This is a genomic window from Chitinophaga sp. RAB17 (assembly GCF_052114225.1).
GTDB lineage: Bacteria > Bacteroidota > Bacteroidia > Chitinophagales > Chitinophagaceae > Chitinophaga.
Window position 1 is genome coordinate 110315 of record NZ_JBFREI010000015.1, and the last position, 16684, is coordinate 126998.

A 16684-nucleotide genomic window follows, 5' to 3' on the forward strand; every position below is an offset into this window, starting at 1 on the left:
CGAATGGAAGAACTACTCAGAAAAGTGGAGGAGCTGGGAATTTCGTTGGTGGCCCAGGGGGAACAACTGGACATCTATGACCCGGCTAATGCCCTCACCGATGACTTACTGAATGCGCTGAAAGATAATAAAGAGGCCCTGCTGCACCTCCTGCAAGGCATTACAGGTGATAAGTATATTCCGATCCCCCGGGCTGAAGAAAAAAAATACTACCACCTGTCAGCAGCACAGCGGCGGCTGTACTTCCAGTATGAATTTGACAAAACATCACTGGCCTATAATATTCCACAGGCAGTAACCCTGACGGGAAAACCGGACAAAGCAAGGATAAAGAATGCCTTCACTGTCTTACTGGACCGTCATGAAATATTCCGCACTGCTTTCGAAATGGTAAACGACCTGCCGATGCAGCAGGTATTACCTCCACAGGATTTTGATCTGGAAGAATTTCATGCAGATAATGGCGATGTGAAGACCATAATACATCAGTTTATAAGACCCTTTGATTTGCATAAGCCTCCCTTATTCAGGGCAGGGTTGATCAACGTCAGGCCGGACGAACATGTGCTGGTGGTAGACATGCATCATATCGCATCTGATGGGGTGTCGGCAGGAATACTGATAAGAGATTTCATGGCTATTTACAATGAGGAAGTGTTGCCACCATTGCCATTGCAATACAAGGACTTTGCGGAGTGGCAACAATCTCCGGCACAACAGCAATTCATGGCCGCCCATAAACAATACTGGGTTGATGAGTTCATGGAAGTGCCCGGTCGCCTTGAATTACCTGCTGATTTTACACGGCCGCTCATTAAGGAGTATAGCGGCAGCTCCGTGACAGTTGAAATAGATGCAACAACAACAGCGGGATTGAGAAACATCGCAGAACAGGAGGGTGCCACCATGTTTATGGTGATGTTGTCGCTCTTCAATGTATTGCTCAGTAAACTCTCCAATCAACAGGATATTGTTATCGGATCAGTTACCGCCGGGCGTCAGCATCCGGATCTCGCCAATATGTTCGGTATGTTTGCCAACACGCTCGTGCTGAGAAACGAAGTGAAAGGAGCGCTCCGCTTCCAGGAACTGCTGGCTGTTGTGAAAGCGCGTGCACTGCAGTGTTTTGCGCATCAGTATTATCCTTATGAAGAGCTGGTGGAGCAACTGAGAGTAGAAAGAGATACCAGTCGGAATCCGCTGTTCGATGTATTGTTTGCCTATAATAATTTTGAACCGGCCTACCTGGAAATGCCGGGTCTTACCCTGCAGCCCTGCAGCTTTGAACCTGGTGTCGCCAAGTTCGATCTTACCTTGACGGTAATCGAACAAACGGAAACAATGAAGCTGAGCCTGGAATATGCGACCTCCGTTTTCAAAGCTGGAACCATCGAGAAATTTATGGCCTGTTTTCATCGTATTATCAATGCCGTATTGACTAATCCTTTTGTAAACATCGCTGATATCGACATACTGTCCAACGCCGAAAGGGAACAGGTGTTGCATGGATTCAACAATACGAAAGTGAGTTATGCTGCAGACAAAACAGTGATTGACCTGTTTGAAGAACAGGTATTGCGCACACCTGCCAATACAGCTATTATCTGTGAAGAAACCAGGATTTCCTATCAGGCATTAAACGCAACCGTCAATAAACTGGCGCATTATCTGAGGGAGAAACTCGATATAAAACCAAACGATCTTATAGGAGTGATGCTGCCCAGGACAGAAAGTCTTATTGTCAGTATCCTGGCGATATTGAAAGCGGGTGCGGCTTATGTGCCTATCGACCCAAACTATCCCGAGGAACGTATACAGCTCTTAACGACCAACAGCGGATTGAAGGCCATCATAGGCTTACAGACAAATAATGGCCGGGATACCGGAGTACCGCTGGTTTCTATCGTTGCAGAGAAAAATTTTATTGCCGGACAGCCGGATACTAATCCGGGGAAAATAACAGGTCCCGACGACCTGATCTATGTCATCTATACTTCGGGTTCTACCGGCATCCCCAAAGGAGCTATGGTCAAACATCATTCATTTACCAATCTGATAGAATGGTATCGTGATATGCTGAAAATGACGCCTGCAGACGTTATGTTGTTACTTGCGCCGGTAAGTTTTGACCTGGCACAAAAGAATATTTTCTCCCCGCTGGCGGTTGGTGCGCCTTTATGTCTTTCTGAAAAATTGCATCTGGAGTATAATGCCATTGCCGAAACAATCAAAAGGGAAAGCGTAACAATAGTAAATCTTGCTCCCAGCGCATTTTACCCGCTATTGGAAGAAGAAGAATATTCCGGCTTCCGGAATCTGCAGCCGCTCAGGAAAGTTGTGCTGGGCGGGGAACCTATCCATACCAGGGAGCTGGACGGCTGGCGTAAATCGGCTTATTATAATGCCAGCATCATTAATTCGTATGGCCCCACAGAGTGCACGGACGTGGTGTCCTGGCATGAACTATCTGACGACGAACTCGAAAATGCCAAAAGTATCCCGATCGGGAAAGCGCTTAATAATACACAGCTGTATATACTGGACCAGGATCTGAAACCGGTACCAGTGGGAGTAACAGGAGATATCTATATCGGTGGGGTATGTGTGGGAAATGGATACCTGAACAATGGTCCGTTGACAGCAGAGAAGTTTATAAAGAATCCTTTCGATGAGCAGCGGCTGATTTATCGTACAGGTGACCTTGGAAAATGGCTGCCGGAAGGCAGTATCGAATTCACCGGCAGAAATGATGACCAGGTGAAGATACGCGGATTCCGGATTGAGCTGTCTGAAATAACCAACAACCTTACAAGTCATCCTATGGTGAAGGATGCGGTAGTATTGCCAGTGAAGAAATACGGTAATGAGTATCTCTCGGCCTACTATACAGCAGAAGAGGAAATCCCATTAACGGTGCTGAGAAGCTTCCTGACAGCCAAATTACCCGGGCATATGGTGCCTGCGTATTATGTGCATTTAAAGAGCCTGCCACTGAATCCGAATGGTAAGCTGGATAAAAAGGCCTTGCCTGAACCAGATGTGGAGATCACCGACACCTATGCGAAACCTGAAACCAACATACAGTCAAAACTGGTGGAAATCTGGTCCCGGGTGCTGAATATCAACAGCGACAAAATCAGCATCTATGCTAATTTCTTTGATCTGGGCGGTCATTCATTAAAAATAATTCAGTTAAACAGACTGGTGAATGAGGCGATGAATGTTAATATTTCTGTGGCAAATACCTTCCGGTTGTCCAATATTTCTTTAATGGCAGACTTCATTGTAAACGGTGATAAAAAAACGTCGGAGATGGAAAAGGAATTTGAAGACCGTGGGGACTTTCTGAATTTAATAAGCAGATAAAATACCAAAATCAGCCAGGTATGGATAATAAATATACGGGGTATGAAATTGCCATAATCGGTATGGCCGGCCAATTCCCCGGTGCAGAAGATATACAGACATTCTGGGAGAACCTGAAAAACGGCGTCGAGTCCATCAGTCATTTTACCCGGGAGGAACTTCTGGAAGAAGAAATTGACACGGCATTGATTGATCGTCCGGACTATGTTCGGGCCAATGCATATTTGAAAAGCAAGGGGCAGTTTGATGCAGCATTTTTTGATTACCGGCCGGATGAAGCCAACATGATGGATCCGCAGATGCGGGTATTGCATCAGTGCGTATGGGCGGCTATAGAAGATGCCGGATACAATATCAATAATTACAAGGGCCGGGTGGCACTTTTTGCCGGCGCTACTTCTGATGTCAACTGGCAAAACTATTCCACCCTGACCAACAACCGTTTTCTATCTGACCAATACTTCAGCGAGTTCCTGACAAATGTGCAATATGCCAGTTCGAAAATATCTTATCAGTTCAACCTGCGTGGACCTTCCGTTTTTCTCAATACGGCCTGTTCTACTTCGCTGGTAGCCATTCACCAGGCCTGCAACAGTTTATTGCTGGGCGAATGTTCAATGGCGCTGGCGGGTGGCGTATCCATCAGGAATTTTTCCAAACGGGGATATATTCACCGCGAAGGCATGATTCTTTCTGCAGATGGACATTGCCGCGCTTTTGATGCGGAGGCAAGTGGAACGGTCGGCGGCGAAGGCGTTGGTATCGTAGTCCTGAAAAGACTGAAAAATGCACTGGAAGATAAAGACAATATACTGGCCGTCATTAAAGGCACAGGTATCAATAATGACGGCGCTGGGAAAGTAGGATATACTGCTCCCGGAATTGATGGTCAGGTGGGGGCAATTGTAATGGCCACCAAAATGGCCAGGGTACCGGTAGAAACCATCACTTACCTGGAAACCCATGGTACCGGTACCCGATTGGGCGATCCTGTGGAGGTGGAAGCCCTGAATAATGTATTTGGAAAAAGTGATGAAAAATATTGTGCAATCGGGTCCGTCAAAACAAATATTGGACACCTTGATGTGGCAGCGGGAGTAGCCGGCCTGATAAAAGTAGTATTATCATTACAGCATAAACAACTACCTCCCAGCCTCCATTTTAAAACACCTAATCCACAGATCAATTTCAATAACGGCCCTTTTTATGTAAACACAGTGCTGAAAGAGTGGAGTAATGAAGCAGGGCCATTGCGGGCAGGGATAAGCTCATTTGGTATTGGTGGAACCAATGTCCATATGGTCATAGAAGAAGCACCTGTTGCCCTGTCTGCGCAAACGGAAAAAAGCCGTTTCCGCCTATTGCCGTTTTCAGCAAAAAGTCCTTCCGCACTGGAAGGAAATATCAGGAAGCTGGCTCACTTCCTGGCAGCCAGCAAAGATACCTCGCTCACGGATACCGCCTATACGCTTCAAACGGGAAGGGCTGCTTTCAGATACCGGAAAATGCTGGTATGTAAAGATATCCGGGAAGCAGTGGAGTTGCTGGATGGCATCAAAACGGAACCGCTGACAGATACCACTGCTGCGGATGTAAAGTCTCCGGTGGCATTTATGTTTCCAGGACAAGGTGCCCAATACAGGGATATGTGCCGGGATCTTTACGAAGATGAGCCCATATTCAGAGCGGAGGTAGTGCGTTGCCTGGAAATATGCAGCAGTGAGCTTGAAAGGGATTTGCATCATATCCTGTTTTCATGCGCTGATGATTCCACGACGAGTGATATAGATGATACACAATATACGCAGCCAGCATTGTTCGTTATAGAGTACGCACTTGCCAGACTGATCATGTCATGGGGAATTGTCCCCGATCTGATGATAGGTCATAGCCTGGGTGAATATGTGGCTGCCTGCATTGGAGGCGTCTTTTCGCTGGCAGAAGCGCTGAAGCTGGTCATCAGAAGAGGACAGCTGATGCAGCAGATGGACCGGGGGGCGATGTTGGGAATTTCATTATCGGAGGCTGATCTCAAGCCATTTCTTAAAAGCCACAAAGGCATTTCCCTCGCTGCTGTGAACAGCTCGGAATTATGCGTGGTATCAGGGCCGGAACAAGCGATCAGTGAGTTTGCCACCTGTATGAAGGAAGAGGGACATCCTGTAAGAAACATCCGGACTTCTCATGCATTTCACTCCTCCATGATGGATGAAATGCTGGAGGAATTTGAAAATGAAGTAAGAAAAATCACATTGCGGCCCACTACTATTCCCATTATTTCAAATCTTTCCGGGAGAGTTTTAAAGGATAAGGAAATTACAGATGCTGCGTACTGGAGTAAACACCTGCGCAATACGGTTCAGTTCTCCCGCGGCCTGGATACCCTTCTGAAAGAAAAAAATATGATATGCATAGAAGTGGGACCCGGAAAAGTGCTGAGTACTTTTGTACGGTCGCATATCGGGAAGAAGAAAGGACATAAGGTCATTAACCTGGTACGCACACCACAGGAAGCTGTAAACGATGTAAGCTACCTGCTACAGGCTGTTGGAGAGTCGTGGCTGCATGGCATTGAGCCCAATTGGGAGGCACTGAACCAGGATAGCAACTGCAGAAAAATATCATTGCCTGCCTATTCCTTTGATAAAACGGAGCATCTGGCCAATGTCGATGTGTTTAAGGTGTTGTCGGGAATGATGCAAAAAAGCTATGTGCAGAAGAAGCAGGAGATCTCCCGGTGGTTTTATACGCCTACCTGGAAATTGCTGCCGCTGCCTGCTGTAAATACCGCACACAGAAGCAGTGGATGCACGCTGATATTTGCCGACTCCTGCGGAATTAGTCACCGGTTGATCAAAAAAATAAAAGAAGATAAAGGAGAAGTTGTTTACGTTCGAATGGCCGACAGCTACCAGGAGGAATCTTCCCATTTATATGAGCTGAATCCGAATGATGAAGAAGGATACAGACAGTTATTCTCAAGTTTATCTGACTACGGATTGCTGCCTCATCGCATCATCTATTGCTGGGGAATCACCAGGAAACAGGTGAACGAATTTTCCATTCCTGCAGGCAACATCTTCTTTTTCGGCTTGCTGGAAATAGCCCGTCAATACCATGCGCAGAGAGGCATTGACAGGAAGAAGATTATTGTGCTGACCAGCGATCTGCATCCTGTATTGGGCAGTAACAAAACCTCCGGCGTTAAATCCATGTCGTTGGGATTGTTACGGATCATTGCGCAGGAGTTCCCGTTTATCGAAACCGGCCATATAGATATTTGCATGGAGGAGTTGAACGTGGCCTATGTACAGCAACTCTATCAGGAAGTATGCACCGGGAATACGGGTAAGGTGATTAGCCTGCGGCAGGGGCAAAGATGGGAACAGATTTATGAGCCCGTGATGGCGGAACCGGAAATGCCTGGAAGAGGATTCAGGGAAGAAGGTGTTTATCTGATTACCGGCGGTCTCGGGAATCTGGGTGTTACCATCTCCGGATATCTGCTGAAAAACCTGCGTGCAAAAGTGATCCTGTTGGGCCGAACGGAAATACCGCCGGCTGAATTATGGGAGGGAATATTACATGACGATAGTTTCAACGCAGAAATCAGGAAGAAAGTAAAACAGCTACAGGCGTTGCAACAGCAAGGTGGTGAAGTATTATACCTGTCCTGCGATGTAGCCGATGCAGTCGCCATGCGTAATGCGGTGACCAGGGCGGAGAAAAGGTTTGGCCCTGTTAATGGAGTGATTCATGCCGCAGGGTTGGTGGGAGGCAATGCCGTGCAGTCGCTCACCGAGCTGCAGAGAAATGATTTCTATGAACAATTTTTACCCAAGATAACAGGTTTACAGGTGCTGAGGGAATTGATGGAAAGCAGAAACCCTGATTTCTGTATCATCATCTCTTCACTGGCGGCTGTTTTAGGTGGACTTGGTTTTGGTGCCTATGCCCCCGCAAATATTTTCATGGACTACTACATTGACGCCTACAGAAGAAAAGGACGCCTTTTAAACTGGGTATGCGTTGATCTCGATGGTCTGAATTTTGATGGCACAACCACTAATGTCATCGACAGCAGCGAATTGTGGGAAGCGTTGAATATTGTATTGAAGTTAAAAGAGATGTCCAGGATTGCGGTATCTGCTACTGACTTACAGGAAAGACTGAAGAAGTGGGTATACCGGCAGGAGGTGGCAACAGAACCGGAGATAATAACCACAGAAGTATATACCGCTCCTGCCACAACACTGGAAGAAAAACTCACCGGGCTGTGGTCTGCGGTGTTGAGTATAGAAAAGGAGAAAATCAGTACTACCAGCAGTTTCTTTGAACTGGGAGGCAACTCGCTTATCGCTCCGGTGCTCCTGTCTGAGTTGAATGAGGCATTCGGCATAACAGTGCCGTTGAAATATTTATATCAATATCCTACTATCGAAATGCTCTCTGCTTATTTATCTGAAAAGCAGCAGATCGTCATCGGCTAAATGTAACCACTATTTTTTTTGTTAATCATTCCACCATGTACAACAGGATGGCTGTGTATGTCGTTGCTCATCAGGACGACTGGCAATTGTTTATGGACCCCCTTATCAGCACTGATATCAACGATCCCGGGTGCAGGACGTTAATTATACATACAACTGCCGGCGATGCAGGAGATGAAAGAAAATACTGGCGTGCCCGCGAAGCCGGGGCTGTCAATTCACTGAAATTCAGAATAAGCCATGACGTTGGAAAGCAGCCGCTCAGCGGATATATAATGGTGAACAAAAAGAAGATTTTCCGGACACAGGCGGCTCATTGCAGTATCTATTTTCTGCGACTACCCGATGGCGGTCCGTATGGTGAAGGTTTTGCCCGGTATGGTTTTCAAAGTCTCTCGAAATTGCGGGGGAATAGTATCGGACAAATTCATTCCGTGGATAGACTCAATTGCTTTAGCAGTTTTGCTGAAATAGGCCGCCTGCTTGACAATATCATTAACAGGGAATTACAGGCAGGGCTTATGAAAGGCGATACTCCTATTGTGCTGAATTTTCCGGAATATGATGATAGCATCAATCCGGACGATCATAACGATCACCTGAATACAGCGCTGTTGCTGATGTCGATGAAAATATATGCCACTGCAGGAAAGCGTGCTTTTGTTCACTATCATATTCAGCACGTGGCACCGGATCTGGGCGGAGCAGAACTGTTCTGGAAAGTAGGTATGTTCAGCGTATACCATCAGACAGTACTGGATTTACATGGCCATTCCACTATCGGCGAAACACATCAGTACAGCATATGGTCAAGAAAAAATATTATCTGCAGGGATATTCTGTAGCATATCAATACCTCAATATCTGAAGCAATGCTGAATCATCTTATGGAAACAGGAATAAAAACGGAGATACTGGAAACCGGTTTTGTACAAAAACGGGAATGGATGCTGTATAAGATCAGAGAAGATCATTATCCGCTGAATATAATTGTCGATTTTTCGCTGGACAGTTTTGATCGTGATGTTTTTCAGAAGACCGTAGACCTGTTGGTACTGCGCCACGAAATTTTCAGGACTACTCTCCAGGTGATCGGTGGTAGCCTGAAACAGGTAATACATGATCCGGAAAAATTTCATGTGGGCTTCAACTACTACGATCTGTCCGGTAGCAGCCCTGCAGAAAGGGAATTGTTTACAGGTAATAAGATGCTGTTGCTGTCTTATATGCCTTTCAATTTCGAATTCGGACCGTTGTTACGGATCGCCGTATTCAAAACAGCGGAGGAGAAATTTGACATCGTTTTTATATTTCATCACCTGATTTTTGATAACATTTCTGTTCAGATATTCAAGGCGGATGCTGTACGTATATGGGGGCAACTGATGTACGGAGAAAGCGGACTTCCGGATACTGAACAGCCCCAATACAGAACCTATGTTGCATTTGAACAGAAGCTGCTGAACTCTTCCCTGGGTGATGCTCACCGGCATTATTGGTCGCTGCAGTTGAAGGAAGCATTTCCCCGGTTCCGTTTTATTGATGCGCATGCGTGGAAAGCATATCAGGATCGGCAGTTGAGAAAGGTACAGGAGGTGAAACGCAGGATCTTCAGCTTGCCTTTTTACGATCGGCGTTTTCTGGGTAGCGTGGTCAGAAGATATAGTTTTAATCAGGCAGGTGTTATCTGTTTTGATTATTCCAGGGAAACGATAAAACAGGTGTTTGAATACAAAAACAATCGGAACAGCAATCTTCATTCTGTTTTCCTGGCAGGCTTTATTCTCGCCTTCCATAAGCTATGTGGCCAGGAAAAATTTGTTTTTGATATCCCTGCCTACAGGCGAACGGATGGCGTATTTAAAAGTGTGATTGGCTGGCTGGCAGCCGGTGGGGTTTGTTATTTTGATATACAGGAGAATAAAAGCCCTGCTGCCTGGTTGCAATATATAGACAGGCAGTTGTCGCATCTGGCCAAACATTGTGTATACCCTTTCGAGATATTGGACTACGAATCCGCGATTCCTCTTGGCGGGGCAGTACCGGTTTTCTTCACCGTTTCTGAAACATTCCGTGCAATTGGCCCCGGGGGAGGATCCGGTATCGTGAGCCACGATACAGAAGGATCGGCCGTTTACGAGGAGATGGCAGTATTCCTTGATGTTTATACAGATGCCTGCCGGCTCAAAATGATGTATGACAATTCTATTATCCCTGCAGGCATCGTGGAAAAATTCATGTGGGAACAAGAGGGCTGCCTTCGTAATCTGCTCAGGGAAATTCTATAAAAATCTGCCATGGGAAACATGAAAGAAAATAATGTAATCGGAATAGTAGGAGGGATGGGGCCCCAGGCCGGTGTGGCTTTATTTGAGCGTGTTCTTTATCATACCAATGCGCTGAGTGATCAGCAACATCTGTCAACTATATTGATGTCGTTTCCTTCCCATATTGTAGATAGAACATCTTTCCTGGAAGGACATGAACCGGTAAATCCCGCCTTCAATATAGCAAAGGTCATCAACCGGCTGGAAATGGCTGGCGCCGGCGTAATAGGAATAGCCTGCAATACCGCGCACTGCTCAAGAATTTATGATGTTATACTTGACGAATTGCACAAAACAAACAGCCCCATCAAGCTTGTAAACATGATCTCCGAAGTATGCAGGCGGATTGAAGAACATTATCCGCGTGCACGAAGGATTGGGGTGATGGCAACAGACGGTACCTACAAGTCAGGCGTATACCAGGAGTTGCTGCAGAAATGTGGCCTTGAAGCTATAATGCCTGATCCTGCCTTTCAGCATACGGTTATTCACCGAATGATATATGACCCCGATTTCGGCATTAAAGCCCATTCGGTGAAGATCAGCCCGAAAGTAAATGCATTACTTAAAAAGGCGTTGCAATTCTTCAGGAGGGAGGCAGTTGATGCAATCGTCCTTGGATGTACAGAGCTTTCCCTGATCCTGCAGGAAGAGGAGCTGGAGAATATACCGGTTATTGATTCCTCGAAATCCCTGGCCCTGGCGCTCATCCGGGAAGCAACGGCGGAGAAAACAGCAAATAAAATACCTGAATCAACATCTAATCTCAATGAAAATAGTTCAAAGTTTCTGGTCTAAACCTTCCCGGCAATCCAACTCCCAGTTGGTAGATGCACGGTTTAATGGCGGTTGGCTCCATCGCAGCCTGAATTACTACAGCTGGGCGCTTAGCTGCCTGCAACTGCGGAAATATTATGATAGTGTGGAGCTGGTAACCGATGAATGGGGTAAAGAAATACTGATCGACAAACTGAATCTTCCCTATACAAAGGTAACAGTAGCCCTTGATGAACTGAACAGATTCGATGCCGGCATGTGGACAATGGGAAAAGTATATGCCTACGGTTTGCAGCAGGAGCCATTTATACATGTGGACAGTGATGTGTTTATCTGGAAACCGTTTGAAGATGATATCGTAAACGCTGCCCTCGTAGCGCAGAATCTTGAAGAAAAAGGGCAGGGCTATTCTGAATCTTTCCTGACAGTATGTGATACTTTTTCGCATGTTCCTGAATATTTCCAGCCCTTGTATGATCAGGGGTTTTCACCGTCCGCCAACGCTGGTATTCTGGGGGGTAATAATATCCCGTTTATGCAGAATTATGTCCGGGAAGTATTTTCTTTTCTGGATAATAATAAAAAGGACCTGGATAGTATGATCAGACAGAATGCCGGAAATTTCAGCGTCGTTTGTGAACAGGTGATTTTCTATTCCTATGCCAAACACTGCGGGGTGGATATTGGATATCTGCTTCCGGCAACACCTAGCCTGCCACCCGACATAGGATACTTTCATATGGCGGAACAAAACAGAGGCCTCGTTCACTGTGTGAGTTTTTATAAAAGAGACTTGCTGTCTTATGCCACACTGAAATGGAGGTTATGGGAAAATTATCCTGCGTATTATAATAAGATAAATAAGCTAATCGCTGATGCAGAAATCTAAAAAAAAGTAAAATGGAATCTGTTTATACTGATATAGCAGAAAAACTGTTGTATGTCTACAATCGCTTTTCTGCCGATGATAAAGAAATTATATATCCGGATTTGCCCGGACATACCACAAAACCCGACAGCATAGGCTATGGTAGCCTGGGATGGCATCTTTTTGCGCTCGAACTATACCGGTATACCGGCGAGCAGCAGATCCTGGCAGATGTAAGCCGTGATCTGCATGCGCTGGAACTATACACGCTTCACAATAAATCAAATAACTACAGTCTGTTAAATGGCCGTTCAGGACTGCCTTATTTATATCTTCAGCTGTACCGGATAACAAAAGAGCAGAGCTGGCTGGATAAATGTACAGGAATAGTGAAGAAACACTGGGACAAAGATGCCGGCAACCTGAAAATATTTGATAATAAGGGAATCGTGAATGGATTGTCGGGCCTGATATTGTTTTACCTCGATCTGTATACGGAAATAAGGGAGGAATGGCTGATGACACATATCACGCAGTGCACAATGGATCTGATCAATAAAGCTAATATGGGCGAGTCGGAGGTGTACTGGCCATATGATTTTTTTGAAGATGACCAGGAGACGGTCTGGATGAGTGATCGTTCGGCGATTGCCCTGTGTTGCCTCGAATTGGGCTGGTATAGCGGCAATAATGTTTTACTGGCGTTGGCGAAAGGTGTTTTAAGCAGGGAACGTAACAGGAAAGCCGGTATAGTGGCATCGGCTAATCGCGGAAGTATTGGTGATATGCTCGTTGACATGCATGCCGCTGCATTGAATATCGTACCGGTGGCAGCGGAAGAACATAAGGTCGCGGCATTGCCGGAATTGCTATTATCAGAAGATATTCCCGGCAATTTGTATTATGGACTGGCCGGCCATGCGTTGGGATTCCGGGAGGCATATAACATCTCCGGTAATCCCGATTGGCTGCAAGCTGCAAAAAGAATAGCTGCCACGCTGGAAGAGAAGTTAACACAGATGGTAAGCGGTGTAACCGACAAGCGCTTTTTTACCGGGATTGCCGGCATTGGCTATGCTTTGCTAAAGATGGCAGACAAAAGTGCGTCTCCATCACTGATGCTGCCGCGTGTTCATATCCGGGAAGATTCGCCATTATCCGGTGGCTCTCTGATGCATGCCAATGTTCAGATTGATCAGCCAACCGTAAACCGGATGCTGGTACAGAAGAATTATAAAGAAACGTTGAATTTGCTGAAAAAACATTTTCAACCGGAAACGGATACTTTTTTACTACAGGAGCCACCACTTTATCCATCGCAGTTACAGGACTTTGTAGCAACCTTGAAAAAGGCCCGCCCGGATACTGATAACTGGGAGCTTTTGCAGGAAATGCTGGAGCGGGAAAGGGCAGGTAACAGACTTAAAGAATTGCAGGGGCGTCCTGTAGACGATGATATCCTGTATGGGCAGCGGGTGGATAAAGTATTTCAGATTTCCCGCAGCAAATTGCTGTCGCTTAGACTGGTGGTGTCTGACAGGTTTTTTATCCTCAAAAGGGAGCCGGTGATTGATCTGACAGAAAAGGTGTCGGCTGCCGTGTTGCAGGAGCTGCTGACCGAATACGGCTCATTGTCGTACTTCATGCGTATCGACAACTTTAACCAGGTGCAGATTCAACGATTGGATATACGAAGACTCTATGTTGATCAATTCATTACGCCTGCCACAGTAAATGACGTGGCTGCAATGATCATATCTTTTGTAGAGCAGCAGGACGAGGAAAATATCAACATGCTTATTGCCGGATTGGAGGTGGAAAACCTGGATGCGGTCAAAGAAGTACTGAAAGAACGGTTTCTTGAAGCCATGCAATGGCTGCTCGCGATTGGGCTGTTGGAAGAATCCCCTGCTGCCTCCTGAATTATTTTTTAAATAATCTTATGAAGAGCTTACCGGTAACTGTTATCATCACTGTTTGGAAAAGGCTTTACCTGGAGGAACAACTGGATGCAATATTATTGCAGACGGCACTTCCATCTGAAATATGGATCATTCATTATGAAGATCATATTGATATCATTCAGTTGGTAAATCGCTTCAGGGAGAGGTTTCCTGCCATATTTCTTATCAGGTCTGATAAGAATTTAAAGTACTTCGGACGTTTCAGTATTGCCAGCCATGTAACCAGTGAATATACGTGGCTGATCGATGATGATATTGTGCCTGGTAAACGATGGCTTGAACTGAGCCACCAGAAGTGTTCGGCGTTGAATGCTGTTATTGGTTGCAGTGGAAGGATTATCCCCAATGGTATTTTTGTGCCTGAGAAGGGAGAATATCCCGATCCGGAGAAATATTTTGTAGGAGATGGGAATGGGGCAGAAGAAATGAACTGCTGCGAGGAAGATACCATTGTTGACTTCGCCTGTAACAGCTACTTTATCCGTTCCCGCTGGATAAGCGATTTCTGGGCGATGTGGCCAAGTACATTCAACTCTGGAGAAGACATCCATTTAAGCGCCTCACTGAAAATCCGTCAGAACATACCCACCATTGTTCCTGCTCAAAATTGTGCTGAAAGTACCGGCAACAGGAAGAAAGAATATGGAAGGGATCAGCATTCGTCCTGGCTGAAGCCCGGTTTTTTTACGATCAGGGAAGGGGTTTTCCGGGATCTGATCACCGTCAGGGGCTGGAAGCCCCTGTTATGGCAGCAGGCGTCTTTCCCGCAATTGGCTAAACCTTAAGATTCATTATATAATTTATTCTATGAAGTCTTTAAATAATAGCGCCGTCAAATTAGAATGGATGACGAGTGAACCCGCTACCGATCGAAGGATCGCCATGCTTATTCCTCAGTACAATGAGGGTGCTGATAAAGATTTTGAGCAGCGTCTGGAATATTTTAAAATGGTTGCAGACAAACACCGGGAACAATTGGATATCATCCTGATTGATGACGGATCAACGAATGATAGTCTTGAAAAAATGAACCTTTTCCTGGCTGTAAATCCTGGTGCTTTCTATCTGGCATCTGTATATCCGAATGCCAATAAGGTAGGTGCGCTTTTTCTGACCACCTTGTCTATTTCTCATGAGTTTGTGGTATTGTCGGACTTTGATACTGATATTAACGGTCTGGAGAAACTGCCTGCTGTATTGGACAACTTCAGAAGTGATGATGGGCTGATGGGATGTTATTTCAGGATGCTTCCTTTTGAAGGATCGGGAAATATCTTTCTCTACCAGCAGCTTGAATATTCGTTGCATCGCAGTATTTACCGTTATCATGAGAAAGAGCAAAGCATACGGGTGATGCCCGGAGCAGGCAGTTGTTATCGCCGCGATGCACTGGTGGCTATTTACCGGCAACACAGCGGGCTCCGTAGTGGGGAAGACAGAGAGGCCACTTTGATTGGGTTGAAGATGGGCTATAAAACCTTTTACCTCAATACCGTGCTGGCATTAACAAGGCCTCCATTGTCCGACCGGGCGCTGATCACGCAAAGAATCAGATGGAACATAGGGTACCTGGAAACATTCTATAAAGAAGGGAACTATTATCTCGGTGAGATCTGGAAATTCAGCCGCATCGGTATGATCACCATCGTGGATTTCTTTTCGCTGGTATTTCTGCTGCTGTTTCCTGTTATTGCTTTGGTCTGCGGAATTGCCGGCGGTATTTACCTGCTGTTGTTGCTGGTTTCCATTTATGTAGTACAGCTTGGCTGGTGCCTGAATTTATTATGGAAAGCGCCCGAGGAGTCGCATGAGTTCAGGGCAAAGAAATTAATTTCTGTCCTGCTGTATCCGGTAATTAAATTTTACATTGATTATTTTGCATGGAACCGGGCTTTTATACTGTTTATCAGCAACATCAGAAAGCTAGGGAAAAAAGCAGTGAATCAAAATAAAAGTAAAAATGAAATACCCACTAATATAAATATGGAAGAAACCCCTCGTGCAGAGTCGATCAAAGACCGGTGATTCAAATGGAGATGCGGCAGGCAGGTTATCAGGAATGTGTTGGTTTCAAAAACTGTAAAAAATATTTGCAGTTTAAATCTTAATTTGTATATTGATTATACAAGTGTTAACCGGATTTGTTTGAACCGCATAATTCTAGGTCCTATGTCACTAAAAGCCATCAATTTAGCCCTGGTTGATGAACGCACGTTGTTGAGTAAAATTTTAAAAAACTATCTCGGTGAGCATGAAACGATCAATGTTGTTTTCCACGTTTCAGAACCGGTCGACCTTTTTAAGAAGCTGAATGATTTTGATATTAACATTTTGTTGATAGATATATTCATTTATCAGCCCAATGCACTTGAGTTGCTGGAAGCCATCCGGACTGAGTATCCCAATGTCAAGATACTTGTGTTATCAAAATCTATGGATGTGGCCCATATCAGCGAATTGCTGGAAATCGGCATTCATGGCTATGTTTCAAAGATGGATGATCCTTCGGAATTACTTCAGGCCATCACGGCGTTGTCGGAAGGAAAGATTCACCGTAACAGATTGTTTACGGAGGCTTTGTATTGGAATAAGCAAAACAATGAACGGGTTTATACTGCCGCAGATTTAATCTCCCTCACTGAAAGAGAAAAAAGAGTACTCCAGTTGTTGTGGGAGGAAAAAAGTAACAGGGAAATTGCCAATGAGGTTTTCCTCAGCATTCGATCAATAGAAAAAATCAGGCAGGATATGAAGGAGAAACTGGACATCAAATCAACGGTAGGATTGCTGAAATATGCCATCGGCAAAAAAATAATATCTATTAATTCAATTAATGGAAAAATGACGGACAACAGTTACTAATATCACCTGTTGCCGGACAAAGATATTGAG

At 45.3% G+C, this 16684-nt stretch carries 10 protein-coding genes; all 10 read left to right on the plus strand.

Features of this window, described 5'->3' with window-relative positions; all coding sequences use genetic code 11:
- Positions 1-3 precede the first annotated feature (3 nt).
- The 10 genes from AB4Z08_RS32010 to AB4Z08_RS32055 all read left to right on the plus strand — a co-directional run bounded on the left by AB4Z08_RS32010 (position 4) and on the right by AB4Z08_RS32055 (position 16654).
- Complete coding sequence (locus tag AB4Z08_RS32010; protein ID WP_441577857.1) at positions 4-3366, plus strand: amino acid adenylation domain-containing protein; 3363 nt, start codon at positions 4-6, stop codon at positions 3364-3366.
- A gap of 20 nt (positions 3367-3386) precedes the next feature.
- Positions 3387-7856 (plus strand): SDR family NAD(P)-dependent oxidoreductase, encoded by a 4470-nt coding sequence (locus AB4Z08_RS32015; protein ID WP_441577858.1) that lies wholly within the window; start codon positions 3387-3389, stop codon positions 7854-7856.
- Between the two features lie 35 nt (positions 7857-7891).
- The gene (locus AB4Z08_RS32020; protein WP_441577859.1) at positions 7892-8701 is read left to right on the plus strand and encodes a PIG-L family deacetylase; all 810 of its coding nucleotides are present in this window, start codon (positions 7892-7894) and stop codon (positions 8699-8701) included.
- A 27-nt stretch (positions 8702-8728) separates the two neighbouring features.
- The gene (locus tag AB4Z08_RS32025) at positions 8729-10144 is read left to right on the plus strand and encodes a condensation domain-containing protein (RefSeq protein ID WP_441577860.1); all 1416 of its coding nucleotides are present in this window, start codon (positions 8729-8731) and stop codon (positions 10142-10144) included.
- Positions 10145-10153: 9 nt separating this feature from the next.
- On the plus strand, positions 10154-10981 hold the full coding sequence (locus tag AB4Z08_RS32030) for an aspartate/glutamate racemase family protein (protein WP_441577861.1): 828 nt from the start codon (positions 10154-10156) through the stop codon (positions 10979-10981).
- A complete protein-coding gene (locus tag AB4Z08_RS32035; protein ID WP_441577862.1) occupies positions 10953-11849 on the plus strand; it encodes a DUF6734 family protein in 897 nt (298 codons plus the stop codon). The genes AB4Z08_RS32030 and AB4Z08_RS32035 overlap by 29 nt, the downstream gene beginning before the upstream one ends.
- An 11-nt stretch (positions 11850-11860) precedes the next feature.
- Positions 11861-13750 (plus strand): lanthionine synthetase LanC family protein, encoded by a 1890-nt coding sequence (locus tag AB4Z08_RS32040; protein WP_441577863.1) that lies wholly within the window; start codon positions 11861-11863, stop codon positions 13748-13750.
- Between the two features lie 20 nt (positions 13751-13770).
- Positions 13771-14577: a glycosyltransferase family 2 protein gene (locus tag AB4Z08_RS32045; RefSeq protein ID WP_441577864.1), complete on the plus strand. Its 807-nt coding sequence runs from the start codon at positions 13771-13773 to the stop codon at positions 14575-14577.
- 22 nt (positions 14578-14599) lie between these two features.
- Positions 14600-15817, plus strand: coding sequence for a glycosyltransferase (locus AB4Z08_RS32050; protein ID WP_441577865.1), 1218 nt, complete (start codon positions 14600-14602; stop codon positions 15815-15817).
- Positions 15818-15961: 144 nt separating this feature from the next.
- Positions 15962-16654 (plus strand): response regulator, encoded by a 693-nt coding sequence (locus AB4Z08_RS32055; RefSeq protein ID WP_441577866.1) that lies wholly within the window; start codon positions 15962-15964, stop codon positions 16652-16654.
- Positions 16655-16684: the final 30 nt, after the last annotated feature.

What these genes read in the sequence shown, in the direction of transcription:
- AB4Z08_RS32045 (WP_441577864.1), top strand. Translation starts at nt 13,771, where the DNA reads ATGAAGAGCTTACCGGTAACTGTTATCATCACTGTTTGGAAAAGGCTT.
- AB4Z08_RS32025 (WP_441577860.1), top strand. Translation starts at nt 8,729, where the DNA reads ATGCTGAATCATCTTATGGAAACAGGAATAAAAACGGAGATACTGGAA.
- AB4Z08_RS32030 (WP_441577861.1), top strand. Translation starts at nt 10,154, where the DNA reads ATGGGAAACATGAAAGAAAATAATGTAATCGGAATAGTAGGAGGGATG.
- AB4Z08_RS32020 (WP_441577859.1), top strand. Translation starts at nt 7,892, where the DNA reads ATGTACAACAGGATGGCTGTGTATGTCGTTGCTCATCAGGACGACTGG.
- AB4Z08_RS32050 (WP_441577865.1), top strand. Translation starts at nt 14,600, where the DNA reads ATGAAGTCTTTAAATAATAGCGCCGTCAAATTAGAATGGATGACGAGT.
- AB4Z08_RS32035 (WP_441577862.1), top strand. Translation starts at nt 10,953, where the DNA reads ATGAAAATAGTTCAAAGTTTCTGGTCTAAACCTTCCCGGCAATCCAAC.
- AB4Z08_RS32055 (WP_441577866.1), top strand. Translation starts at nt 15,962, where the DNA reads ATGTCACTAAAAGCCATCAATTTAGCCCTGGTTGATGAACGCACGTTG.
- AB4Z08_RS32010 (WP_441577857.1), top strand. Translation starts at nt 4, where the DNA reads ATGGAAGAACTACTCAGAAAAGTGGAGGAGCTGGGAATTTCGTTGGTG.
- AB4Z08_RS32040 (WP_441577863.1), top strand. Translation starts at nt 11,861, where the DNA reads ATGGAATCTGTTTATACTGATATAGCAGAAAAACTGTTGTATGTCTAC.
- AB4Z08_RS32015 (WP_441577858.1), top strand. Translation starts at nt 3,387, where the DNA reads ATGGATAATAAATATACGGGGTATGAAATTGCCATAATCGGTATGGCC.